Origin of the sequence: Thioalkalivibrio sp. ALJT (genome assembly GCF_000381825.1) — a bacterium.
Lineage (GTDB): Bacteria > Pseudomonadota > Gammaproteobacteria > Ectothiorhodospirales > Ectothiorhodospiraceae > Thioalkalivibrio.
Window position 1 is genome coordinate 18,719 of sequence record NZ_KB907122.1, and the last position, 22,270, is coordinate 40,988.

Sequence of the window (22,270 nt, forward strand, 5' to 3'; positions counted from 1 at the left end):
TCGGGCCATGACCCCGTCGCCCCGCCTTCGCCCCCCCAGTTCCACCTGGCGCCAGATCGAACTGGGCGTGTTCATCGTCCTGCTGGTGATGATCGGACTACGGGTCTGGTTCCAGCCCCCCTCCGCTCTGCAGCAACTCGACTTCCGCGAGGAACTGCGAGTGGTGCTGGTCGAGACCCCGCTGGGACGTTCCGAGATGACCACGACCAACGACTACCACCAGCTGGAGCAGGACCTGCTGCACGGCTTTGCCCGGGAACTGGGTACACGCATCCGGGTCAAGCGCGTGGAGACTGCCGCCGAGGCCCTCCGACGTCTGCGCAAACAACGCGTGGATCTCGCCGCTGGCCTGCTGGTGGATCCGGGCGATCCCGCGATCGAACGGGGGCCGGAGATCCTGACCATCCAGCAGGTGCTTGTTTTCTCGCGCGACAACGAAACCAGCACCACGCTGCAAAGCCTTCACGACCTGCCCATGGGTACCCGGCTCGGCCTGACCGCCCAGGCACCCCTGCCCGACCCCCTGCGTCAGGCACTGGCGGCCGCGCCGGACACCACCGAACCATCAGCAGCCCCGGACACGCCGCCCCGAGTGGAACTGGTCCCTCTCGGAACCACCGAGTCGCTGCGCCAGGCACTGGCCTCCGGCGCGATCGACTACGCCCTGATGAATTCGCTGGAGTTCGGGCGTCTGCGCCGCCTGCACCCGGAGTTGCGCACCGCCCACGAGTTCGAACACAAGGCCACTGTGTCATGGTTGTTCCCCGCCGGCTTCGACCACAGCCTGATCGATGCCGCGAGCGACTATCTCGAGCGCCTGCGCGCCAACCGTGATCTGGAACTGAAGATCGACCGTTACCTGGGGCACCTGGAAACCCACAACCTGGTGGACACCCTGACCTTTAACGCCCGCGTGGAAGAGCGTCTGGACCGTTTCCGCGCCCTGTTCGAACGCATCGGCGCGCAGTACGGTCTGGACTGGCGGTTCATCGCTGCGGTGGCCTATCAGGAATCACACTGGGACCCGGACGCCGTCTCGCCGACCGGGGTACGCGGCTTGATGATGCTGACCCGGAACACGGCGGCCGGTCTCGGCGTCGAGGACCGCACCGATCCCGAGGCCAGTGTGGACGGTGGCACGCGTTATCTGCTGGAACTGCACGAACGCCTGCCCGAACGCATCCCGGAACCGGATCGCACCTGGATGACCCTTGCCGCCTACAACGTCGGCCTGGGCCACCTGTACGATGCCAGACGGCTGGCCGCGGCCAACGGCGACGACCCCGACCGCTGGCTCGACATGATGCAGTGGCTCCCGCGTCTGGCCGAACCGGAGTGGCACGAGCAGACCCGCTTTGGCTATGCCCGCGGCTGGGAGCCGGTGATCTACGTCCGCAACATTCGCAGCTATTACGACAAGCTGATCCAGCGCTTCCCCCCCAGCCACGACCATCCGCCAACGCCCATCCATACCTATCACCGCGTCCCCCTGGCGCTGTGACGCGGAGGGATGCGGGCTCGCGACCACTGGCGAATCCCCTATAATCGCGACCGAATTGCAACCCCCGGAAAACGCCCATGACCGCCGCCTCCCGAGCCTCCCTGCGCGCCGCTATCGGTCCCGGACTCCTGATGGCAGGGGCCGCAGTGGGGGTCTCCCACCTGGTGCAGGCCACGCGCGGAGGGGCCGAATATGGCCTGCTGCTGATCCCGATCGTGCTGCTGGCCTGTCTGTTCAAGTACCCGTTCCTGGAGTTCGGGCCGCGCTATGCCGCGGCCACCGGGCACAACCTGCTCACCGGCTATCACCGCCTGGGCAACTGGGCCCTGGGCCTTTACATCGCAGTGACCCTGGGCACCCTGTTTATCATTCAGGCCGTGGTCACCCTGACCACGGCAGGGCTGCTGGGGCTGGTGTTCGGACTCGACCTGTCCATGGTCGTGCTCTCGGCCGCCATTCTCGCAGTCTGTATCGCATTCCTGATGATCGAGGCCTACCGGGGCCTCGATCTGGGAATGAAGATCATCATGGTCGCCCTCAGTGTCTCCACCGTGCTGGCGGTTGCCCTCGCCTTCCAGGAGGCACCGGACTGGCACTCGCTCTCGGGTGCTGCGGAATGGTCGAACCTCTGGACCCTCGCCGGACTCGCCTTCGTCCTGGCCCTCCTCGGCTGGATGCCCATCCCGCTGGACGTCGCCGCGTGGCATTCCATCTGGACCCAGGAACGCGCACGCCTGACCGGGCACCATCCCAGTGTGCGTGAGGCCGTGTTCGACTTCCGGCTGGGCTATCTGGGGGCCACCATCCTGGCGCTGTTCTTCCTGCTGCTGGGCGCACTGCTGATGTACGGGAGCGGAGTGGGTTTTGCCCCGGGCGCCGCCGCTTTTTCCGCACAACTGGTGGATCTCTATGCCCAGAGCCTGGGCGAGTGGAGCCGTTCGCTGATTGCCATTGCCGCGCTCACGGCCATGTTCTCGACCACCCTGGCCGTCACCGACGCCTACCCGCGCGTCATCGTTGCGACCATCCGTACCCTGCGCGAAAACCACCACCGCGCCCGCGATATGGAACCCGACCCGGAAAGCGAACGCGGTCTGGAATGGTGGGGCTACCGGATCGCCCTGGTCGTGGTCACGCTGGGCGCGCTGCTGCTGATCTGGCTGGCCGGGGAGAACTTCACCCGTTTCGTCGACATCGCCACCACCCTTTCCTTCCTCTCGGCCCCGATCCTTGCCTGGATCACCTTCCGCGTGGTGACCAGCTCGCAGATGCCGGTCGCCGCCCGCCCCGGTCGTGCCCTGCGAGGGCTGGCCTGGGCGGGGGTGGTGTTCCTGTCGAGTTTCTCCCTGATCTGGCTGGTCTGGCGCTTCGTCCTCTGAGGGGTCACGGCTCGTCGCCGCGATCACGCGCCCGCACACAAAAACGGGCAAGGATGGACACATCGTGCCGCGCCTGCCCCGCCTCCAGGGCGGCATCCACCGCCGCACGAACCGGTTCGATTCCCTCCGTCACCAGTCCCAGGTCACGCCCGAGCCCCGCGACGATGCCGAGATCCTTGCGATAGAGCTCGACCTGAAAGCCGGGTTCGAAGTCGCCGTCCAGCAGGCGCTGCCCGTGAACCTCCAGGATGCGGGAACCGGCAAAGCCACCCAGCAGGGCCGCGCGCACCCGCGCCGGGTCCACACCCGACTGCTCGGCCAGGGCAAAGGCCTCGCCTACCGCCACCAGGGTCTCGCCGACCACCAGCTGGTTGCAGGCCTTGGCAATCTGTCCGGCCCCGCTGGCCCCGACATGCGTCAGCGTCGAACCGACGACATCGAAGATCGGCCGCAAACGGTTCACGACCTCCTCCGGGCCACCGACCATCAGGCTGAGCGTGCCGCTGCGGGCACCCGGCTCACCACCGGAAACCGGCGCATCCACGAAGGTCACATCATGCCTGGCCGCGGCCTGCGCAAGCGCACGGGTCCGCATCGGGTCGATGGTGCTGTGATCCACGACCATCAAGCCGGACGGCGCATGGGCAAGAATGCCGTCGTCGCCCAGCATCAGCGCTTCCACGTCCGGGGTATCGGAGACATTCAGCACCAGCACGCGTACTTGACGCACCAGCTCCGCCACGCTCGCGCAAACCCCGGCGCCGTCCGCCGCAAGGGCACGGGCCACGTCCGGGTTGCGGGCCCAGACCCGCAAGTCGGCCCCGGCCGCGAGGAGATTGCGGTTCATCGGCGCCCCCATGATGCCGAGGCCGATGGCGCCGATCGGCTGCAGTTCGGGGGGAATCATCGCTGTGGACATCGGGTACTCCTGTAGCGCGAGTGGTTCGCCGGGCGGGTCGCCAGGTCCCTCCTGACCATCCCCGGCTGCACGGCACATGGTCCGGGAAAACACGTCTCAATGTACACGGTCGCGTCCTCGGCGCAGCGGCGGCAAACAATGCCACACCATTGGGACCGCGGGAGCGAACCGGTATGGTAGGCGCAGCCTTCCCGAACCGAGCGCTACTGTGTCCGCGATCCGCATCCAGCAACTGCGCAAGACCTACGACGGCGTCCACGTTGTCGATGGCGTGGATCTCGAGATTGCCCCCGGCGAGTTCTTCGGGCTGCTGGGCCCGAACGGTGCGGGCAAGACAACCACCCTGCGCATGCTGCTGGGGATGACCCCGATCGACGGGGGGCAGGTCAAGGTACTGGGCCTGCCGATGCCGGAGGGCGAGCGCGAGGTGCGCAAGCGCCTGGGCATCGTGCCGCAGTTCGACACCCTGGACCCGGACTTCACCGTGATCGAGAACATGCGGACCTATGCCGCCTATTTCGGTCTCTCCGGCGCAACGGTCCAGGCGCGCATCGATCACCTGCTGGAGCAGGTCAATCTGAACGACAAGCGCGACGCGCGCATCAATGCCCTGTCCGGCGGCATGAAGCGCCGGCTGACCCTCGCGCGCGCCCTGATCAACGCGCCCGAGGTCGTGGTGCTGGACGAACCCACCACCGGGCTGGACCCGCAGGCGCGCCACCACCTCTGGCGCCAGCTCCGCCAGCTGCGCGCCTCCGGGGTCACCCTGGTGCTGACCACGCACTACATGGAAGAGGCCCAGGAGCTGTGCGATCGCATCGCGATCATCGACCACGGCCGCATCATCGCCTGTGACCGACCCAGCCGCCTGATCGCCGAGCACATCGAACCCTGGGTGGTCACAGTCGGCGGGCCCGATGCCGGCACCGCGATCGAGCAGGAGATCGGCCCCCGGGATCGTGCCCACCAGGTGGCGGATACCTGGCTGGTGTACACGGCCGAACCGGACCGGCTGCGCGAACGCCTGCGCGCCCGCGGGCTGGAACCCACGCTGCGCGGGGCGGACCTGGAAGACGTGTTCCTGAAACTCACCGGCCACGAGTTGCGTGACTGATGCCCGACCCGACCTCCACCTGGCTCCCCCGCCCCAGCCTGCGCTTTGTCGCGGTCTGGCGCCGCAACCTGAGGGTCTGGCGCAAGCTGCTGGTGCCGTCCATGCTCGGCAACTTCGGCGAGCCCATCCTCTACCTGCTTGCCTTCGGCTATGGCTTCGGACGTCTGGTGGGCGATCTCGACGGCATGAGCTACATGGTGTTCATCGCCTCCGGGATCATCTGCTCCTCGGCCATGTTCACCGCCAGCTTCGAGGGCATGTATTCCGCCTACACGCGCATGGCGGAGCAGAACACCTGGCTGGGGATGCTGGCGACACCACTGACCCTGGACGACATCGTGTTCGCCGAGGCCACCTGGGCCGCCAGCAAGGGCCTGATCAGCGCCACCACCATCCTGCTCGTCGCCGCCGTCCTGGGGCTGGTCAGCGATGCGCGTGCCCTGCTCGCCCTGCCGGTGATCTTCCTCGCCGCGTTCACCTTTGGCGCGCTGGCGCTGGTGATCACCGCCCTGGCGCGCAGCTACGACTTCTTCCTGTATTACTTCACCCTGGCGGTCACGCCGATGCTCCTGCTCTCCGGGGTGTTCTTCCCGCTGCAGGAGCTGCCCGACTGGGTGCAGACCCTGGCGCTGGCCCTGCCGCTGGCCCACGTCGTCGAGATCGTACGCCCGCTGATGACCGGCAGCTGGCCGGCCAGCTTCTGGCCGCACCTGGCGGTGATCACCGGCTACGGCCTGGCCGGCCTCATCCTGGCGACCGCGCTGATCCGGCGCCGCCTGCTGCGCTGACCATCACGCCGGCTGTGGCAAGATAGCGGCCCGAAAACACCGATACGAGCCGCCACATGGCCACCCCCGACACCGATCCCGAAAACCCGCAGGAATACCGCGCCACTGTCGCCCGCGGGCTCGGCCCCCTGCTGGCCGCGGAACTGGGCACCCTCGGCGCCACCGACGTGCGCGAGGAAGGCGGCGCGGTGCACTTCTCGGCCGATCTTGAGACGCTTTACCGCGTACTGCTGGGCAGCCGCATCGCCAGCCGCATCCTGCTGCCCCTGGCGCGTTTCGAGCAGCCGGACGGGGACGGCTGCTACAGCACCGCCCGCGCGATCGACTGGCCCGCGCTGATGGACCCCGGTGCCACCTTCGCGATCGAGGTCGGCGGCAAGAGCCGCCACATCCGCCACACCCACTTCGCCGGGGTACGCACCAAGGACGCGGTGGCCGACGCCTTCCGCGCGGCGACCGGCGCCCGCCCGGACGTGGACCCGAAACACCCGGACGTGCGCATCCTGCTGCAACTGCAGGGCGATCATGCCCGGCTGTCCGTGGATATCGGGAACGGCGGCCTGCACCGACGTGGCTATCGCGGTGCCGGCGGGGCCGCCCCGCTGCGCGAGAACCTCGCCGCGGCCCTGCTCGCCCGCGCCGGCTGGCCCGCGCGCGTCGAGGACGCCCCGGAACCGGCGCAGCTGCTCGACCCCTTCTGCGGCAGCGGCACCCTGGTGATCGAGGCCGCTCTGATCGCCACACACACCGCTCCCGGCCTGCTGCGCCATGACTTCCGCCCGCAGGGCTGGTCCGGGCACGACACCGCCCTGTGGCAGCGCTGTGTGGATACGGCACAGGCGGCGGTTCGTCCCTGGCCGGGCCCGACGCTGCTAGGGTCGGATCGCGACCCGCATGCCGTGCAGGCCGCTCGCCAGGCGGCCCGGACGGCCGGGGTCGCCGCCTGCACCCGGTTCGAGGTGGCCGACGCGCTGACCCTGACACCCCCCGCACCGAACGGGCTGCTGATCAGCAACCCGCCCTATGGCGAGCGCATCGGCGACCAGCCCGAGCTGGTCAAGCTCTACAGCCTGCTGGGCGAGCATCTGAAAAAGGCCTTTGGCGGCTGGCAGATCGCGCTTCTGGTCGCGGACACAACCGACTCCCGCCGCCTCGGGCTGCGGGCCACGCGCAAGTACCGCGTCCACAATGGCCCGATCGACTGCCAGCTGCTGGAGTTCGACATCCATGCCCGCGACGGACAGGCCGAGGCGGCACCCCCGGCGCCGGAGTTCGCCAACCGCCTGCGCAAAAACCTGAAGCACCTGGATCGCTGGGCGCGGCGTCAGGATGTGACCTGCTACCGCATCTACAGCGCGGACCTGGACGAATACCCGCTGCTGATCGACCGTTACCAGTCCACCGACGGCACCGTGCACCTGCACCTGCAGGAGTTCGCCGCGCCCGCCTCGGTCGAGCCCGCGCGCGCCGAGGCGCGCCTGCGCGGGGCACTGGCCGCGACCCTGGAGGTCACCGGCGTGGCCCCCGCCCACCTGCACTACAAGCAGCGCCGATCGCAGAAGGGGCGTTCCCAGTATCGTCCTGCCGAGACCGCGCAAGCGGCCCCTTTCTGGGTGGAGGAACACGGCTGCCGACTGAAGGTCGAACTGGACCGCTACCTCGACAGTGGCCTGTTCCTGGACCACCGCCCGATGCGGCGGCGCCTGCAGGAAGAATGCGGCGGGCTGCGGTTTCTGAACCTGTTCTGCTACACCGCGGCGGTCAGCGTACATGCCGCAGTGGGAGGTGCCCGCCAGACAGTCTCGGTGGACCTGTCCAACACCTATCTGGACTGGGCCGCCGCCAACCTCGCGGCCAATGGCTTCGCGACCAGCGTGCGCGACGGGCGCAGTCGGCGCCGGCCGGACACCCATGCCCTGCTGCGCGCCGATTGCGTGGCCTGGCTGCGCGCGGCGGCCGAGGACCCCGAGCTGCGCTTCGAGCGCATCTTCCTCGATCCACCGACCTTCTCCAACTCCAGGCGCACCGATGCCGAGTTCGACGTGCAACGTGACCATGCCGCACTGATACTGGACGCCGCGCGCCTGCTGACGCCTGATGGCGTACTCTACTTTTCCACCAATCGGCGACGCTTCGAACTGGAACACGAGGCCCTGACCGGACTGGAGGCCCGCGACATCACCCGCGAGACCCTGGACGAGGATTTCCGCCGCCCGCCCGCCCCCCATCGATGCTGGGCGATCACGCCCCGGAACGCTGCATAACCCACGAATCCGGAAACGATTCAGGGCCCGGACAAAAAAACGTCCCGGACTGGCCGGGGCGTTTTGTCATCAGCGGGTCACGCTCAACGCGGTGGGTAATAGGTCTCCAGATAGTCCAGGATCTCTTCCTCCACCTCCGGCGCGAACTCCCAGAGCCCCTGGGTATCCTGCATCCAGCGGATCTGCTCCAGCCAGACCGCGCGGGTGTACCCGCGGTTGGTAACCAACCGGGCCGAGTGACAAACCGTGCAATTATTCTTGACGGTATCGAACCCCGGCGCCTTGATCAGCCCGGTTTCCGAGTCGGTCTCGTATTCCTCGGCGGCCTCGACGTTCTCGCCCGCTGTCACGGGCGCCACCCAGATGAGGCCGAGGGCAAGCGCCCACAACAGGACCCTCTTCGACTTCATTGCTGCTCCTTACGCCTTGACGCGGACATCGATGTGGTGGGCCTTGTTATTACCGTAACCGCGCGGGTTCCAGCCCGGCAGCACCATGGGCTGACGGTCGCCCTTGCTGTTGGTGGCCACCGCCCAGACCTGGTAGAAACCCTGCTCGGGGAACTCGAGATCCGCCTCCCAGAGTTGCCAGGCAAACTTGTTGACCGGGCGTTTCAGATCGGCCTTCTGCCAGGTCACCCCGTAGTCCGTCGACACGTGGAGTTCCTCCACGTCGCCGTAGCCGTCCCATGCCTTGCCTGCAACCTTCAGCGTGCTGCCTGCGGCGATCTCGACACCGGTCTTCGGATACGTGATCAGCGACTTCACCGGCATTTCCTCGAGGACGACCATATCCTCGTTCGGCACGTCGGCGCCCGGCTCCACCGGATGCCGTGGCATGCGATAGCTGTGGCCGGTCATGCCCTGACCATCATGCTCGCGGTCGCGCACCAGGATCTCGGTCAGCCATTTGCCACTGGCAGATCCCGGGAAACCGGGCGCGACCAGGCGCAACGGATAACCGTGCTGCTCCGGAATATCCTCGCCATTCATCGCCCAAGCAATGATGGTCTCGTCCTCCAGCGCCTTGCGCATCGGGCAGCCCCGGGACAGGGCGTCGAGATCGTCCCGACCGCTCAAATGGGCATCGCCCGCCTTGTAGCCGATGTACACGGCCTTGTCCGCGTCATAGCCGACATCCTCCAGCACATCGCGCAGGCGCACGCCGGTCCAGGTCGGGCAACCGATGGCACCCAGATCCCACTGGTTACCCCGCGGGGACGGCGAGAACGCCGCACGCCCGTTGCCGCCGCACTCGATCCAGAGCTGCAGGGTATGATGCTCGAACTTCTCCTTGAGCTCCGCGATCGTGTAGGACTTCTCCTGGTTCGCGGCTTCACCGCGGACGGTCACGGTCCAGGCCGCGGCATCGATACCGGCCTTCTCCGGCGGCACACCGTTGTTCCGAATGAACATGTTCGAGAACGGAGTCACCTCGTCGTGCAGCAGATGGGGCGGCAGTTCACCGTTGATCGGACGGTCGTTCAACCAGATGATCCCGTCGACCTTGCCCTCCACATGGAAGCCCTCGATGCCGGCGGCCACGGCACTGGACAGGGTGCTACGGTTGAACAGGGTCTGCATGGCCGTCTCCGTGCCCATGCCGAACACGGCCAGGGCCGCACCGCCCTTGCCCAGATTGCCCAGGAAACGCCTGCGGGCGGCGCCCTTCTCGGTGAGCCCCACGGTTTCCCTGACCTCTTCTTCGGACGCGTGATCCAGCTCGGAACGATCGTTCTTGTCTTCACTCATCTGTCATCCTCCGGCTTGTTCTTGGAACAAAATCGCATGCGCTGTCCCTCTCTCCCCGGGACAGCCACCTGGTTTTTAGTACACCCCCTAAAAACCTGCAATAAAAGTTCGGGATTTTTTACCGATTCCAGAATCCTGCCTCGAACACCGGTATCCGGGCCGCTATTCGGGGCCGGGGATACGGTGTAGAATACTGCTCACAACGACACCGCAAACCACTGACAATAAAGCAATATCAATAATTCTAAATATTAACTGGATCTGCATGATGCACAATACAGTCCGTCAGTTCGCACACCCCCCCATGGTCATATTTTCGGCTGCACTGGTTGCGACCCTGATGGTCACAGGAACCGCCAGTGCGGAATCCGCGCCCTCCATCGATATCCACGAGGTGGAACGCGGGCAGGGTCCCGAGATCGTTCGCCACGACACGGCGATCCTGCATTACACCGGCTCCCTGGAGGCGGACGGCACGGTATTCGATTCCAGCCGCGACGCCGGGGCCCCGTTCGCGCTGACCATTGGCAGCGGACAGGTCATCCCGGGCTTTGAACAGGGGGTGAAGGGCATGCGCGAGGGCGGTATTCGCGAGATCACCATTCCTCCGGAACTGGCCTACGGCGAGCGCGGCGCCGGCAACATCATCCCTGCCAACGCCACCCTGCAGTTCGAGGTCGAGATCCTGGAGGTGGAGCGTGCGCCCTTCAGCGCCCTCGACAACGAGGGTCTGGCCGAAAAGGTTCGGGAAGGGGCCACCATCGTCGACATCCGGCGTCCGGACGAGTGGGCCGAGACCGGCGTGATCGAGGGCAGCCATCGCATCACCGCCTTCGACGAGAGCGGCGAGCTGCACCCGGAGTTCGGCCCGCAATTCACCGAACTGGTCCAGCCGGGTGACGAGGTCATCCTGATCTGCCGCGTCGGCAACCGCACTGCGGCCCTCGCCCGCGCGCTGGCCGATGGACTGGGATACGACGAAGTCTACAACGTCACGGACGGGATCATGGCGTGGCTGGACGACGAACGCGTGGTGCAGCACGACTGTCCGGAGGCGGCCGAAACCGCACAGTGCTAGATTTCAGGCCGGATCTGCTGCACAGGCGGCAGAGCGGCGCCTCCCGCGGCACAGTGAAGCCGGGCGCCTGTCGTATTCGGGACGGATCTGCTGCCCCACGCTCACGCCGATCGCCCGAACTCGACGGGTTCTTCACTCAGCGCCTGGCTGACCCGCTGCGGGATTGAGGACGGGCCGGCGGCGCCCCGACCGCTCCCGTTGATACCGGCCGCCCCGTATCCGGGGTGGCCGGTTCAGTCCCGCGCCTCCGCTTCGCCACCCGGGTCGGGGCCGGTACTGCCTCCCGGTGCGGGCGCTTCCTCTTCCACCTCAGGCGGTGCCAGACTGATCCCGGCATCGGAGGCCACGTCGGCGAGATCGCGGATCTGCTCCAGCGGCGGCAACTCCTCCAGCCGCGTCAGACCGAGATCGTCGAGAAAGAGACGGGTCGTCGCGTACAGGGCCGGCCGCCCCGGGACCTCCTTGTGTCCCACCACCCGCACCCACTCGCGCTCCTGCAGGTTGCGCATGATTCCTGAACTCACCGCCACCCCGCGCACCGCCTCGATCTCGGCACGGGTGACCGGCTGGCGATAGGCGATGATGGCCAGCGTCTCCAGCAGGGCTCGCGATAATCGCGCCGGACGTTCCGGTTGCGCTGCCTGCACGCTCGCCGAGAAACGCGCACGCACGCGGAAACGGTAGCCACTCGCGGACCGCACCAGTTCGATGGCGCGGTCATGGTAGTGCGCTTCCAGCCGTTCCAGCGCCTGTTCCAGCAGGGGCTGATCGACCTCGCCCAGATCGGCACAGGCCGCCTTCAGGTCGCGCGCGGCAACCGGCTCGGCGGCCGCAAACAGCACGGCCTCCAGCGCGAGTTCGATCGCCGCCAGTTGCTCGGCCTCCACGTCCGCCGTACTGCCCTCGCTCACGCCGACACCTCCGCGCTGTGGATATCCGCCCCGCGCCGGCGCAGCCGGATGGGGCTGTACGGTTCGCTCTGCCCCCACTCGATCAGTCCGGCCTTGGTCAGCTCCAGGATGGCGAGGAACGAGACCACGACGCCCTGGCGCCCTTCCGCACTCATCAGCAGGGTCACGAAATCGACGAACCGTTCCGGGTGCAGGCGCTCGAGGATATCCGACATGCGGCTGCGCACCGACAGTTGCTCGGTGGAGACATGATGATGCGCGGTCAGACTGAGCCGGTGCATGACGGCCGCCAGTGCCTCCATCAGCTCATCCAGTGTCGGGGCAGGCGGCGGCGGGCCTTCCAGGGCCTCGACACTGGCGCCGGCGGCATACACGTCGCGGTCCATGCGTGGCAGCTCATCCAGGCGCTCGGCGGCAGTCTTGAACTGCTCGTATTCCTGCAACTGGCGGATCAATGCCATGCGCGGGTCGGTGTCGTCGTCCGACTGTGCCTCGCTCGGGCGCGGCAGCAGCATGCGGGACTTGATCTCCGCCAGCAGCGCGGCCATCACCAGATACTCGCCCGCAAGCTCGAGGCGCAGGGCACGCATGACCTCGATGTAGGCCATGTACTGACGGGTGATCTCGGCGATGGGGATCGCCAGGATATCCAGATTCTGGCGCCGGATCAGGTAGAGCAGCAGGTCCAGCGGACCCTCAAAGGAGTCCAGAAAGACCTCCAGGGCATCCGGGGGGATATAGAGATCGGCCGGGAGTTCCGCGACCGGCTCACCGTGCACGCGGTACAGCATCTCCCCGTCCGCACCGGGTTCCGCGGCTTCCGGCGGCGCCAGATCCCCCTCGGTCTCAGCGCTGGAACTCATGCAACGCGCTCATCGCAGGTAGTCCAGCCCCATCGCCCGGCGTACTTCCTCGAGCGTCTCGCGCGCCTCCTCGCGGGCGGCCTCCGATCCCTCGACGATGATGGAGCGCACCAGATTCGGGTCCTCGGCATATTCCTTCGCCCGCTGCTGGATCGGCTCCAGTTCTGCCTGTACCGCCTCGATCAACGGGCGTTTGCAGTCGACACACCCGATCCCGGCCGAGGTACAGCCGGCATGCAGCTCTGCGCGCTGGTCGGTGTCCGTGTAGATCTCGTGCAGGTCCCACACCGGGCACTTGGCCGGATCACCGGGGTCGGTGCGCCGCACCCGGGCCGGATCGGTGGGCATGGTGCGGATCAACTGTTCCACCTCGGCCGGCTCGGTGCGCAGGCTGATGGTGTTGCCATAGCTCTTGGACATCTTGCGCCCGTCCAGACCGGGCATCCTGGCCGCCGGGGTCAGACGCGCCTGCGGTTCCGGCAGAATGATCTTGCCGCCACCCTCCAGGTAGCCGAACAGGCGCTCCCGATCGCCCAGCGAAAGATTCTGCTGGGACTCGAGCATGGCGCGCGCGACCTCCAGGGCCTCGTCCTCTCCCTGCTCCTGGTAGCGCTTGCGCAGGTCGCGGTAGCGCCTGGCGGCCTTCTTGCCCATCTTGTCGGCCGCGGCCTCGGCCTTTTCGGCGAAGCCTGCCTCGCGGCCGTAGAGGTGGTTGAAGCGCCGCGCGATCTCGCGCGTGACCTCGAGATGCGAGACCTGATCCTCGCCCACCGGGACCATGCCGGCGCGGTAGGCAAGCACATCGGCGCTTTGCAGCACGGGGTATCCCAGAAAACCGTAGGTCGCCAGGTCCTTCTCGCGCAGCTGCTCCTGCTGGTCCTTGTAGGTCGGCACGCGCTCCAGCCAGCCCAGTGGCGTAATCATCGACAGCAGCAGATGCAGCTCGGCATGCTCCGGCACGCGCGACTGCACGAACAGCGTCGCCGAACCCGGGCTCACGCCAGCCGCCAGCCAGTCGATCACCATCTCGGTCACATGCCGCTGCAGATCACCCGGATTTTCGTAATGAGTGGTCAGCGCATGCCAGTCGGCCACGAAGAAGAAACACTCGTAGTTGTGCTGCAACTCGATCCAGTTCTTCAACACACCGTGGTAATGCCCCAGATGCAGGCGCCCGGTGGGACGCATGCCGGAAATCACGCGCTGGTTGGTACCCTGGTTACTGCTCACGAAATCAATCCCTTCCTGTCAGGAAACGGGCGCAGAGGCACCCGCTCAGTGGTCTCAGAACATACCGCCGGAAAATGCGAACAGCATCACCAGTAGCGCGGCCGTGCGATCCACGCCGTTGATGTTCACGCGGCCATCCTTCATCTCCACGGCAGCGTGCCAGAAACCGGCCTCGCCATCGCGTCGGACCCAGCCATCCTCGGCCAGCGCATGCAAATGGTCAGCGAGATCGAGATCCGGATAAGCGGCATCGATTTCTTCCACCCATTCCAGCCCGAGCCGCATTTCGCTGTCCAGCAGCAGTGCCTCCAGCGGGCGCGTCGCCAGCGCCTGTTTCGTACCGCGCAGGCCCAGCTCCGCTTCCAGTGCCAGCTGGCGCTGCGGCATTTCATTCAGCGAGGCCTTCAGCTCGATCGCCGGCCGGTGTTCAATCATGCCGCCCAGCGCATCGATCAGCGCCGCTCCGATCAGGGCATTACGCTGGCTGCCCGCGACGCCGCGCGCCTCGATCAACTCCAGCTCGGCCAGCAATGCCAGCAGGCTGGGACGGTCCCAGCGCAGAACACCCAGCTGCAGGTCCAGCATCTCCAGAGTCAGGGCCTCGCCCGCGGCGTCATCCAGGCGCGCCCGATCCACCTGCAGGCGCAGACGCGAATCCAGACGATCATTGTTCGTTTGCTGGAAGGCATCCACCCGCGGGCGCTCGATATGCAGGCGACTGGCGGCCTCTTCCCGCAATTCGATCGCAGAGGCGGCAAACCCCGCCTCGTAGTCCGGCAGACGACCGAAGACGCCATCGGCATCGGACTCGAAAACCGTGGCGTAGCGGATATCACGGGCCTCCCAGGCGAAGCGGCCGTCCGAGATCCGCAGCTCCGGCAGGTCGGCACTGAGCAGGATCTGCTCGGACGACCAGGCGAAACGTCCCTTACCGGCCGCGAGCTCAAGCCACAGCTTTCTGCCAGCCATGGCCAGATGACCGGCCACCTCGGGTATGGTCATCAGATCCATGTGCAGGTCGTCAAATGCAACGCGCGTGGTCACGCCCCCCCCGAACCCGGAGCGCGAATGCACACGCAGATCCAGGGCGCGCAGCAGTTGATCCAGCAGCGCGTCACCAGGCGCGGCCAGCGCATTCAGGTCCACCTCCGAATCAGCGCGCGCCCCGAGCACACCGTGGCGCAGTTCGTGTAACAGCGGGATCTCGATCCGCTCGCCACCCTCCTCCACGACCAGGCGGCTGCGCCCGCTGGCGCCCAGATAGCCACGTTTGTACTCGAGCATCTCGTGGCGCAGGCGCATCTCGCCCAGTTGTGCCTCGTGGGTCTCGGCCAGAGCCCCCTGCACCTGGGTTCCGACCACCAGCGGCCAGACGGCGGCCAGCGCCAGCAGCACCACCGCAAGAGCGATCCATTTACGCACTGTGTCTCCCTGCGGCTGCGCCGCGTTCCCGTACTCGCCGCCCCGGGAGCCTGTCGGATTCGGAACGAATCTGCAGCACGTGCGGGACAGCGGGCCCTTCTCCGCTCTCACTCGTTACATAGCCTGCACCCGACAGGCTCCTAGTCATCCAGAAATCCCACGTCGCCCCGGCCGTGACGGATCACCTCCGGCGCCGCGCCGGTCAAATCCAGCACGCTGGTCGCCTCCAGCGTCCCCGCCCCGCCATCGACTACCAGGTCCACGGCATGGCCCAGACGCTCGTCGATCTCCCAGGACTCGGTCAATGGGTGCGCGTCCTCCGGCAGCTGCAGGGTCGCAGACATCAACGGCGAACCCAGCTCCTGCAGCAGCGCCGCGACGATCGGGCTCGCCGGCACGCGCAGGCCGATCGTCCGCCGCTTCGGATGCTGCAGACGCCGCGGCACCTCGCGCGTGGCCGGCAGGATGAAGGTGTAGGCCCCCGGCGTCAGGGTCTTCATAAGACGAAACGCAGTGTTGTCCACCTTGGCGTAGACCCCCAGTTCGGAGAGGTCGCGGCACAACAAGGTCAGGTGGTGGGTAGCGTCCACCTGGCGGATGCGCCGGATACGGTCCGCCCCGGTCCTGTCTCCCGGCAGACAGGCCAGCGCATAGCAGGCATCCGTCGGCAGCGCGATCACCGCCCCTTCCTGGAGTCGGTCCATGACCTGACGGATCAGCCTGGGCTGGGGGTTCTCGGGGTGGATCGAAAGCATGGTCACGGCAGAAAGGGAATCAGGCCACGCAGTGTAGCGCATCCACCTGCCAGCCCATAAGATCACACAGTGACAGCGCCCTTCGGGAGGACCGGAGGTGCCAGCACGGGCCGGTACATGCATCCGTGTCTCGCTGCACCGCGTCGGACCCGCCCACCGGGCTGCGGCGCGCGTGTACATTGTTCGGCGTTTCCTTAAACTGCGCCAAACTCGAGGAGAACGCCGATGCTCTACATGATCCAGGGCCAGGATGTGCCGGACTCGCTGGACGCGCGCCTGGCCGCGCGCCCGGAACACCTCGCCCGCCTGCAAACCCTGCGCGACGACGGCCGCCTGGTCCTGGCCGGCCCGTGCCCCGCCATCGACAGCGACGACCCCGGACCGGCCGGATTCACCGGCAGCCTGATCGTCGCCGAATTCCCCTCGCTGGAGGCGGCGCGTGCATGGGCGGATGCCGACCCCTATGTCGCCGCCGGGGTCTACGCCCGCGTGGATGTACAACCCTTCAAGCAGGTGTTCTGATGCGATCCGCTACTGGCTTCCAATGGGCGCTGGCCGCCGTCGCTGCGGTCGCCCTCGTGAGTGGCTGTAACAACGGGCCTGATGCCCCGGACACAGCCAACACCATCAGCGCCGATACCCGCGACGTGGATACCGTCGCCACGGTCAACGACGAGCCGATCACCCGCGCCGACCTGTTCACCTACTCCGGCCTGGACGAAGACGCCGGCGCGGTCTCCGGAGACGGCACGCTGGAGGAACTCATCAGCCTCGAGCTGCTACGCCAGGAGGCCGTGGCCCGCGGGCTGGATCGCGACGCCGAGACCCGGCGTATCCTGCGCATGGTGGAGACCAACCTGCTGGCCTCGCGGCTGATGGAGGACATCACCGCCGAGCTGGAGATCACCGAGGCCGACCTCGAGGCGGAATACGGACGCCAGATCGAGGCCATGCGCGGCACCGAATACCGCGCCCGCCATATCCTCGTCGACGATGCCGAACAGGCTCGGGAGCTGCTCGCCGAACTGGAGGCCGGCGCGGACTTCGCGGAGCTGGCCGCGGCGCATTCCACCGACCCCGGGTCCGCCGCCCGCGGCGGCGACCTCGGATGGTTCAACCCGGAGCAGATGGTCCCGGCATTCAGTGAGGCCACTACCGATCTGGAGGCCGGCGAGACCACCCGCGAGCCGGTGGAAAGTCCGTTTGGCTGGCACCTCATCCGCCTGGAAGAGACCCGCGAGATCGAAATGCCCGAGCTGGACGACGTGCGTGTCGAACTGATCGAAATCCTCGAAAGCCGCAGCATCCAGGAATTTCTGGAGGCCCTGCGCGCGGATGCCGACATCGAGATCCCGACGCGGCCGGCCAACTAGGCGCCTGAAGATTCAGACGGATCAGCTGCGCATGGGCACTGCGGGCCTGTCCGCCCGCGCCGCCCGCCGGCACCACTCCATACGGGACACCGGTTTTGGCCATCACGCCACGATCGGCGTCTGCGACCGCGCACTGCGCCGGATGCGCGCGCGAACCCGCGGGCCCTCCGCTTCGTCCAACCCCAAGACCGCGGCCCCCGATCGACCGGCCGCAACCGGTGCCGCACCGAAAACGGCCGGTGATACCATGGGCGCGCCGTGGAACCTCCTGCCACGACCTCGCTCCAATCCCCGGTCCAGCCATCCGGCAGATGCTGCCGCGTCCGGGCCGTATGAACCACAATCGAGACATCCATGCCGAGCGCCCTTCGTCGAACCCTGGTCCCTGTCCTCGTCCTCGCCGTGGCGGTCGCGGGGTTCGTGCTGCTGCGTGCGACCGGCCCCGAGGCGCCGCCGCCCGCCGCTGCCGAACGCACCTGGCCGGTGCAGGGCCTGACCGCCGAGCCCGGCACTCACCGCCCGGCCGTAATCATCAACGGCCGTGTGCAGTCGGCCCGCAACGCGCGCCTGCGCGCCGCAGTCGAGGGCGAGATCGAGGCCGTGCCGGCCCGGGCCGGTCAGATGGTGGCTCAGGGGGATGCCCTGGTCCGGATTGATCCCCGCGAGGCCCGGCTGCAACTCGACCAGCGCGAAGCCGAACGCCGTGAACTCGAGGGGGCGGTCCAGAGCGAGGACCTGCGCGCCCGCTTCGACCGCGAGGCCCTGCAGCGCGAGCGTGACCTCCTGGCCATCGCCGAGCGCGCTCTGGAGCGCGCCCGGGACCTGCGTGAACGCAACCTGGGTTCCGAATCGGACGTGGACGCCGCTCGCGAACGCCTGCAACAGGCCAACATCACCGTGGACAACCGCGCGCAAGCCGTGGCCGACGCCCCGATGCGGCGGGCCCAGGCCGACGCACGACTGGCACGCGCCCGCGCCGCCGAGGAGCAGGCACGCATTGATCTCGAGCGCACCACGATCCGGGCACCCTTCGATGCCCGCATCGTCACGGTGGAGGTGGCCAATGGCGAGCGCGCGCGCCCCGGCGATCTCCTGCTGCAACTGTTCGCGATCGACGACCTGGAGATCCGTGCCAGCCTTCCGGAGCCACGCCTCGCGCAGGTCGCAGACCTGCTGCGCGACGAGGTCCGGCTGCCGGCCACGGCCATGGTCGGGGGGCAACGCATCGAGACCGAACTGGCCCGACTGGAGGGCGAGACCCGCACCGGTGAGGCCGGAGTGCGCGGGGTGTTCGAGGTACGCGCAGGGGGCGAGGCCCTGTCTCTGAACCGATTTGTCGAACTGCGCCTGCTGCTGCCGGAAGAACCGGACAGCCTGGCCGTGCCATTTGAATCGCTGTTCGGCCGCGATCAGGTATTCCGCGTCGTCGACGGTCGCCTGGAAACCCTGCCGGTCGAGCGTCTGGGCGAGGTCGTCGATGCAGACGGCAACACCCGCGCGCTGATCCGCAGCCGTGACATTGCTGCCGGTGACACCCTGCTCGCGACCCGCCTGCCGAACGCCGTCGACGGCCTGCGCGTCGAGGTCGAAGATCGGGATTCCGGCGAATGAGCGAAACCGAACCGGCCAACGCCCCCCAGCGCCCGCTGCCCGGCGGCGGCACGCAGGACCACGAGCGGCCACCCCGCGGCCCGATCCAGTTGTTCCTGGAGCACCGGCTGGCGGCCAACCTGCTGATCGCATTGATGCTGCTGGCCGGGGCCTTTGCCCTGACCAAGCTGAACACCCAGTTCTTTCCCAGCTTCGAGCTTGATTTCGTTACCGTCGAGGTGCCCTGGAGCGGCGCCAGCGCCGAGGATGTCGAGCGCGCTGTGGTCGACCCGCTGGAGCAGGACCTGCGCACGGTGGATGGCCTGCGCAACATGACCTCCACCTCGGCCCTGGGGATTGGCGTGGTGACCCTCGAGTTCGAGGCCGGGACCGACATGACCCTGGCGCTGGAGCAGGTCAACGACCGTGTCAACCAGCAGCGCAATCTGCCGGAGGCGGCCGAGACCCCGGTGGTCACCCGCGTGATCCGCTACGAACCCGTGGCACGCCTGCTGCTGACCGGGCCCGACGACCCGCAGCAGCTGCGCATCCTCGCCCGCCAGTTCGAACGCGAGCTGCTGGACGCCGGGATCGCCCGCATCGAGTTCACCGGCCTGACCGAAGACGAAATGGCCATCCAGGTCCCCGCGGCGACGCTCTACCAGCTGGACATGACCCTGGCCGACATCGGCGAGCAGATCCGGGCCATGGCCCGGGACCTGCCGGCCGGCTCGGTCGGGCGCGACGACACCGCGCGCCAGATCCGCAGCCTGGAACAGGCCCGCGACGTCGTCAGCTTTGAGCGGCTGGTCCTGCGCGGGGACCCGGAACCGGGACGCCTGACCCTGGGCGATATCGCCAGCCTCGACCTGCGCCACCGTGACGGCGCGGTACGCGCCCGCGCCAACGGCCAGCGCGCCATCGAGATGCAGCTGCTGCGCTCGGAGACCGGAGACTCGCTGGAGGCCGCCCAGGTGCTGGAGGACTGGCTGGCGCAGACCCGCCCCGCCCTCCCGCCCGGGATCGAGCTGCAGGTCACCGACGCCTTCTGGGAGCTGCTGTCGGAGCGCATCACCCTGCTGCTGAAAAACGGCCTGGGCGGCCTGATACTGGTGCTTGGCATCCTGTTCCTGTTCCTGAACCGGCACATCGCCCTGCGGGTTGCGCTCGGCATCCCGATCGCCTTCACGGCCGCCTTCGTGGTGCTGTGGATCATCGGCGGCTCGATCAACATGATCTCGCTGTTCGGTTTTATCATGTCGCTGGGGATCATCGTGGACAACGCGATCGTGGTCTCCGAACACGCCTACAGCCTGCATCAGCGCGGGCTCTCGGCGGGCCGCGCCGCCCGCGACGGCGCGCGCCGCATGGTAGGGCCGGTGATCGCCGCCTCGCTGACCACGGTGGCCGCCTTCCTGCCGCTGATGCTGATCGGCGGCATCATCGGCAACATCCTGTTCGACATCCCGCTGGTGGTGATCTGCGTGATCATCGCCACGCTGCTGATCGCCTTCCTGATCCTGCCCGCACACCTGAAGGGCGTGATGCACCGGCTGGAACCGCCGCGCCCCGGCAGCCTGCGGGCCCGCTTCGATCACGGCTTCGAGACCTTCCGCAATGGCCCCTTCCGGCGCGCGGTCTCCACCTCGGTCAACCATTCGGGAACCACCCTGGCCCTGGCCGTGGGCGCGCTGATCCTGGCCATCGGCCTGGCCGCCAGCGGCCGCATCGGCTTCACCTTCTTCCCCTCACCCGAGGGGACGATCGTCAATGCCGGGGTCAACTTCGTGGCGGGCACACCGCCGGAGCGGGTGGAGGCCTTCCTGGTCCACGTCGAGGAGGCCCTGGCCGAGACCGAGGCGGACCTGGGCGGCGACCTGATCCGCGCCTCCGTGACCCGGCTCGGCCGTGGCATCGACCCCGGCGACGGCAACGCCCCGCGCGGCGACCAGTTCGGCAACATCCAGGTCGAGCTGATCTCCCCGGAGCAGCGCGAAGTGCGTAACCGCGAGTTCATCCAGGCCTGGGAGACGCGTGTGCGCCAGGCACCCGGCATCGAGAACTTCAGCATCGACGAACGCCAGACCGGGCCACCCGGGCGCGACCTGGAGGTGCGCCTGACCGGCGATGACCCGCACGTCCTGAAGAACGCCGCCCTCGACCTGGCGGAGCTTTTCGATGATTTTGCGGGCACCTTCGCCACCAATGACGACACGCCGTTCGGTCGCGAGCAACTGGTGTTCCAGGTCAAGCCAGAGGGCCGCGCCCTGGGCCTGACCACCGAATCGGTCGGCGCCCAGCTGCGCGACGCCTATGACGGCTACCTCGCCCAGCTCTACCAGGACGGCCTCGAGGAGGTCGAGGTCCGCGTGCGCCTGCCGGATGCCGAGCGCCATTCCAGCGAGAGCCTAGAGCGTCTGAACCTGCGCCTGCCCAGCGGCGAGTTCGTGCCGCTGGGCAGCGTGGTCGACCTGCGCTCGCGCCAGGGCTTCGAGACCCTGCGCCATGCCGACACCCGGCTGGCTATCCAGGTCTCCACCGAGGTCGACCGCAGCGTGAACAACGCCGCGCGCATCCGTGCGGCACTGGAAGACGGCCCGCTGGACGACCTCGCGGCACGCCACGGCATCGAGTACTCGTTCGAAGGACGCGCGGCCGACCAGGCCGAGACCTTCGCCGACATGCGCACCGGCCTGATCCTGGCGCTGGGGCTGATGTATCTCACCCTGGCCTGGGTATTCGGTTCCTGGGGCTGGCCGCTGATCGTGATGGCCATCATCCCGTTCGGCATCCTCGGCGCTCTGCTCGGGCACTGGCTGCTGAACGTGGAACTGACCATCCTGTCGCTGTTCGGGCTGTTTGGCCTGACCGGTATCGTGGTCAACAACTCCATCATCCTGGTCAGCTTCTACCAGGGCCTGCGCGAGGCCGGGCTGGCCCTGCAGGACGCGATCGTCGAGGCCGCCTGCCAGCGCCTGCGTGCGGTGATCCTGACCTCGGTGACCACCATCGCCGGCCTGACCCCGCTGCTGTTCGAGCGCTCGGTCCAGGCCCAGTTCCTGATCCCGATGGCGATCTCCATCGTGTTCGGCCTGGCCATCGCCACCGTGCTGGTGCTGTTCGTGATCCCGGCCCTGCTGCGCCTGTACGAAGGCCGCTTCGACCGTGGCGCCACCCTTACCCACCACGCCACCGAATAGCGAGCCTCCGGCCCCTGATGCTCGCCACCAGGCGCACGCAGAAGGTCAAGGGCGATTAACAGGAAGAATGGAAGCCAGGAAGGATGATCGGGATGCGATCCCTGGCGGGCCGCTCGGCACACCCCGCTGCCC

General features: G+C 67.6%; 18 protein-coding genes. 10 read left to right on the forward strand and 8 right to left on the reverse strand.

Annotated elements, in window-relative coordinates:
- Nucleotides 1–7: 7 nt before the first annotated feature.
- Together mltF and G332_RS0102380 are read left to right on the forward strand one after the other, a co-directional pair.
- On the forward strand, nt 8–1,501 hold the full coding sequence (mltF, locus tag G332_RS0102375; protein ID WP_019625397.1) for a membrane-bound lytic murein transglycosylase MltF: 1,494 nt from the start codon (nt 8–10) through the stop codon (nt 1,499–1,501).
- A 77-nt stretch (nt 1,502–1,578) separates the two neighbouring features.
- The gene (locus G332_RS0102380) at nt 1,579–2,880 is read left to right on the forward strand and encodes an NRAMP family divalent metal transporter (RefSeq protein WP_019625398.1); all 1,302 of its coding nucleotides are present in this window, start codon (nt 1,579–1,581) and stop codon (nt 2,878–2,880) included.
- 4 nt (nt 2,881–2,884) lie between these two features.
- On the opposite strand, the gene G332_RS0102385 is transcribed toward G332_RS0102380, so the two are convergent.
- On the reverse strand, nt 2,885–3,799 hold the full coding sequence (locus G332_RS0102385) for an NAD(P)-dependent oxidoreductase (protein ID WP_019625399.1): 915 nt from the start codon (nt 3,797–3,799) through the stop codon (nt 2,885–2,887).
- A 208-nt stretch (nt 3,800–4,007) separates the two neighbouring features.
- Here G332_RS0102385 and G332_RS0102390 point away from each other — a divergent pair, with 208 nt between their 5' ends.
- Genes G332_RS0102390 through rlmKL form a run of 3 tightly spaced genes read left to right on the forward strand, consistent with a single transcriptional unit; the run spans nt 4,008 to nt 7,965 of the window.
- Complete coding sequence (locus G332_RS0102390) at nt 4,008–4,913, forward strand: ABC transporter ATP-binding protein (protein WP_019625400.1); 906 nt, start codon at nt 4,008–4,010, stop codon at nt 4,911–4,913.
- Nucleotides 4,913–5,701, forward strand: coding sequence for an ABC transporter permease (locus G332_RS0102395; protein ID WP_019625401.1), 789 nt, complete (start codon nt 4,913–4,915; stop codon nt 5,699–5,701). Before G332_RS0102390 ends, G332_RS0102395 begins: the two co-directional genes overlap by 1 nt.
- A 56-nt stretch (nt 5,702–5,757) precedes the next feature.
- The gene (rlmKL, locus tag G332_RS0102400; protein ID WP_019625402.1) at nt 5,758–7,965 is read left to right on the forward strand and encodes a bifunctional 23S rRNA (guanine(2069)-N(7))-methyltransferase RlmK/23S rRNA (guanine(2445)-N(2))-methyltransferase RlmL; all 2,208 of its coding nucleotides are present in this window, start codon (nt 5,758–5,760) and stop codon (nt 7,963–7,965) included.
- 83 nt (nt 7,966–8,048) lie between these two features.
- On the opposite strand, the gene G332_RS0102405 is transcribed toward rlmKL, so the two are convergent.
- A complete protein-coding gene (locus G332_RS0102405) occupies nt 8,049–8,375 on the reverse strand; it encodes a hypothetical protein (RefSeq protein WP_019625403.1) in 327 nt (108 codons plus the stop codon).
- 9 nt (nt 8,376–8,384) lie between these two features.
- Nucleotides 8,385–9,716, reverse strand: a complete 1,332-nt coding sequence (locus G332_RS0102410; protein ID WP_019625404.1) for a sulfite oxidase — start codon at nt 9,714–9,716, stop codon at nt 8,385–8,387.
- A 340-nt stretch (nt 9,717–10,056) separates the two neighbouring features.
- Here G332_RS0102410 and G332_RS0102415 point away from each other — a divergent pair, with 340 nt between their 5' ends.
- Nucleotides 10,057–10,794 carry an FKBP-type peptidyl-prolyl cis-trans isomerase gene (locus tag G332_RS0102415; RefSeq protein WP_038059499.1) on the forward strand — a complete coding sequence of 246 codons (738 nt, stop codon included), beginning with the start codon at nt 10,057–10,059 and terminating at the stop codon, nt 10,792–10,794.
- 233 nt (nt 10,795–11,027) lie between these two features.
- On the opposite strand, the gene scpB is transcribed toward G332_RS0102415, so the two are convergent.
- The 5 genes from scpB to G332_RS0102440 all read right to left on the reverse strand — a co-directional run bounded on the left by scpB (nt 11,028) and on the right by G332_RS0102440 (nt 15,975).
- Complete coding sequence (gene scpB, locus G332_RS0102420; RefSeq protein ID WP_019625406.1) at nt 11,028–11,705, reverse strand: SMC-Scp complex subunit ScpB; 678 nt, start codon at nt 11,703–11,705, stop codon at nt 11,028–11,030.
- Nucleotides 11,702–12,568, reverse strand: coding sequence for a ScpA family protein (locus G332_RS0102425; protein WP_019625407.1), 867 nt, complete (start codon nt 12,566–12,568; stop codon nt 11,702–11,704). Before G332_RS0102425 ends, scpB begins: the two co-directional genes overlap by 4 nt.
- A gap of 9 nt (nt 12,569–12,577) precedes the next feature.
- Nucleotides 12,578–13,798, reverse strand: coding sequence for a tryptophan--tRNA ligase (locus tag G332_RS0102430; protein ID WP_019625408.1), 1,221 nt, complete (start codon nt 13,796–13,798; stop codon nt 12,578–12,580).
- A gap of 54 nt (nt 13,799–13,852) precedes the next feature.
- On the reverse strand, nt 13,853–15,220 hold the full coding sequence (locus tag G332_RS0102435; protein ID WP_026340531.1) for a DUF945 family protein: 1,368 nt from the start codon (nt 15,218–15,220) through the stop codon (nt 13,853–13,855).
- A 140-nt stretch (nt 15,221–15,360) separates the two neighbouring features.
- Complete coding sequence (locus G332_RS0102440; RefSeq protein WP_019625410.1) at nt 15,361–15,975, reverse strand: L-threonylcarbamoyladenylate synthase; 615 nt, start codon at nt 15,973–15,975, stop codon at nt 15,361–15,363.
- A gap of 225 nt (nt 15,976–16,200) precedes the next feature.
- Between G332_RS0102440 and G332_RS0102445 the strand changes: the two genes are divergently transcribed.
- From G332_RS0102445 to G332_RS0102460, 4 genes are all read left to right on the forward strand, one after another.
- Complete coding sequence (locus tag G332_RS0102445) at nt 16,201–16,497, forward strand: YciI family protein (protein ID WP_019625411.1); 297 nt, start codon at nt 16,201–16,203, stop codon at nt 16,495–16,497.
- A complete protein-coding gene (locus G332_RS0102450) occupies nt 16,497–17,348 on the forward strand; it encodes a peptidylprolyl isomerase (RefSeq protein ID WP_019625412.1) in 852 nt (283 codons plus the stop codon). Before G332_RS0102445 ends, G332_RS0102450 begins: the two co-directional genes overlap by 1 nt.
- A gap of 354 nt (nt 17,349–17,702) precedes the next feature.
- Nucleotides 17,703–18,959, forward strand: a complete 1,257-nt coding sequence (locus tag G332_RS0102455) for an efflux RND transporter periplasmic adaptor subunit (RefSeq protein ID WP_019625413.1) — start codon at nt 17,703–17,705, stop codon at nt 18,957–18,959.
- Nucleotides 18,956–22,138: an efflux RND transporter permease subunit gene (locus tag G332_RS0102460; protein WP_019625414.1), complete on the forward strand. Its 3,183-nt coding sequence runs from the start codon at nt 18,956–18,958 to the stop codon at nt 22,136–22,138. Before G332_RS0102455 ends, G332_RS0102460 begins: the two co-directional genes overlap by 4 nt.
- Nucleotides 22,139–22,270: the final 132 nt, after the last annotated feature.

Bases quoted from the DNA above. Each gene is read 5' to 3' on its own strand.
- G332_RS0102395 (WP_019625401.1), top strand. From the start codon at position 4,913: ATGCCCGACCCGACCTCCACCTGGCTCCCCCGCCCCAGCCTGCGCTTT.
- G332_RS0102440 (WP_019625410.1), bottom strand. From the start codon at position 15,975: ATGCTTTCGATCCACCCCGAGAACCCCCAGCCCAGGCTGATCCGTCAG.
- G332_RS0102385 (WP_019625399.1), bottom strand. From the start codon at position 3,799: ATGTCCACAGCGATGATTCCCCCCGAACTGCAGCCGATCGGCGCCATC.
- G332_RS0102450 (WP_019625412.1), top strand. From the start codon at position 16,497: ATGCGATCCGCTACTGGCTTCCAATGGGCGCTGGCCGCCGTCGCTGCG.
- G332_RS0102380 (WP_019625398.1), top strand. From the start codon at position 1,579: ATGACCGCCGCCTCCCGAGCCTCCCTGCGCGCCGCTATCGGTCCCGGA.
- G332_RS0102415 (WP_038059499.1), top strand. From the start codon at position 10,057: ATGGTCACAGGAACCGCCAGTGCGGAATCCGCGCCCTCCATCGATATC.
- G332_RS0102445 (WP_019625411.1), top strand. From the start codon at position 16,201: ATGCTCTACATGATCCAGGGCCAGGATGTGCCGGACTCGCTGGACGCG.
- mltF (WP_019625397.1), top strand. From the start codon at position 8: ATGACCCCGTCGCCCCGCCTTCGCCCCCCCAGTTCCACCTGGCGCCAG.
- G332_RS0102425 (WP_019625407.1), bottom strand. From the start codon at position 12,568: ATGAGTTCCAGCGCTGAGACCGAGGGGGATCTGGCGCCGCCGGAAGCC.
- G332_RS0102460 (WP_019625414.1), top strand. From the start codon at position 18,956: ATGAGCGAAACCGAACCGGCCAACGCCCCCCAGCGCCCGCTGCCCGGC.
- G332_RS0102410 (WP_019625404.1), bottom strand. From the start codon at position 9,716: ATGAGTGAAGACAAGAACGATCGTTCCGAGCTGGATCACGCGTCCGAA.
- rlmKL (WP_019625402.1), top strand. From the start codon at position 5,758: ATGGCCACCCCCGACACCGATCCCGAAAACCCGCAGGAATACCGCGCC.
- G332_RS0102455 (WP_019625413.1), top strand. From the start codon at position 17,703: ATGCCGAGCGCCCTTCGTCGAACCCTGGTCCCTGTCCTCGTCCTCGCC.
- G332_RS0102405 (WP_019625403.1), bottom strand. From the start codon at position 8,375: ATGAAGTCGAAGAGGGTCCTGTTGTGGGCGCTTGCCCTCGGCCTCATC.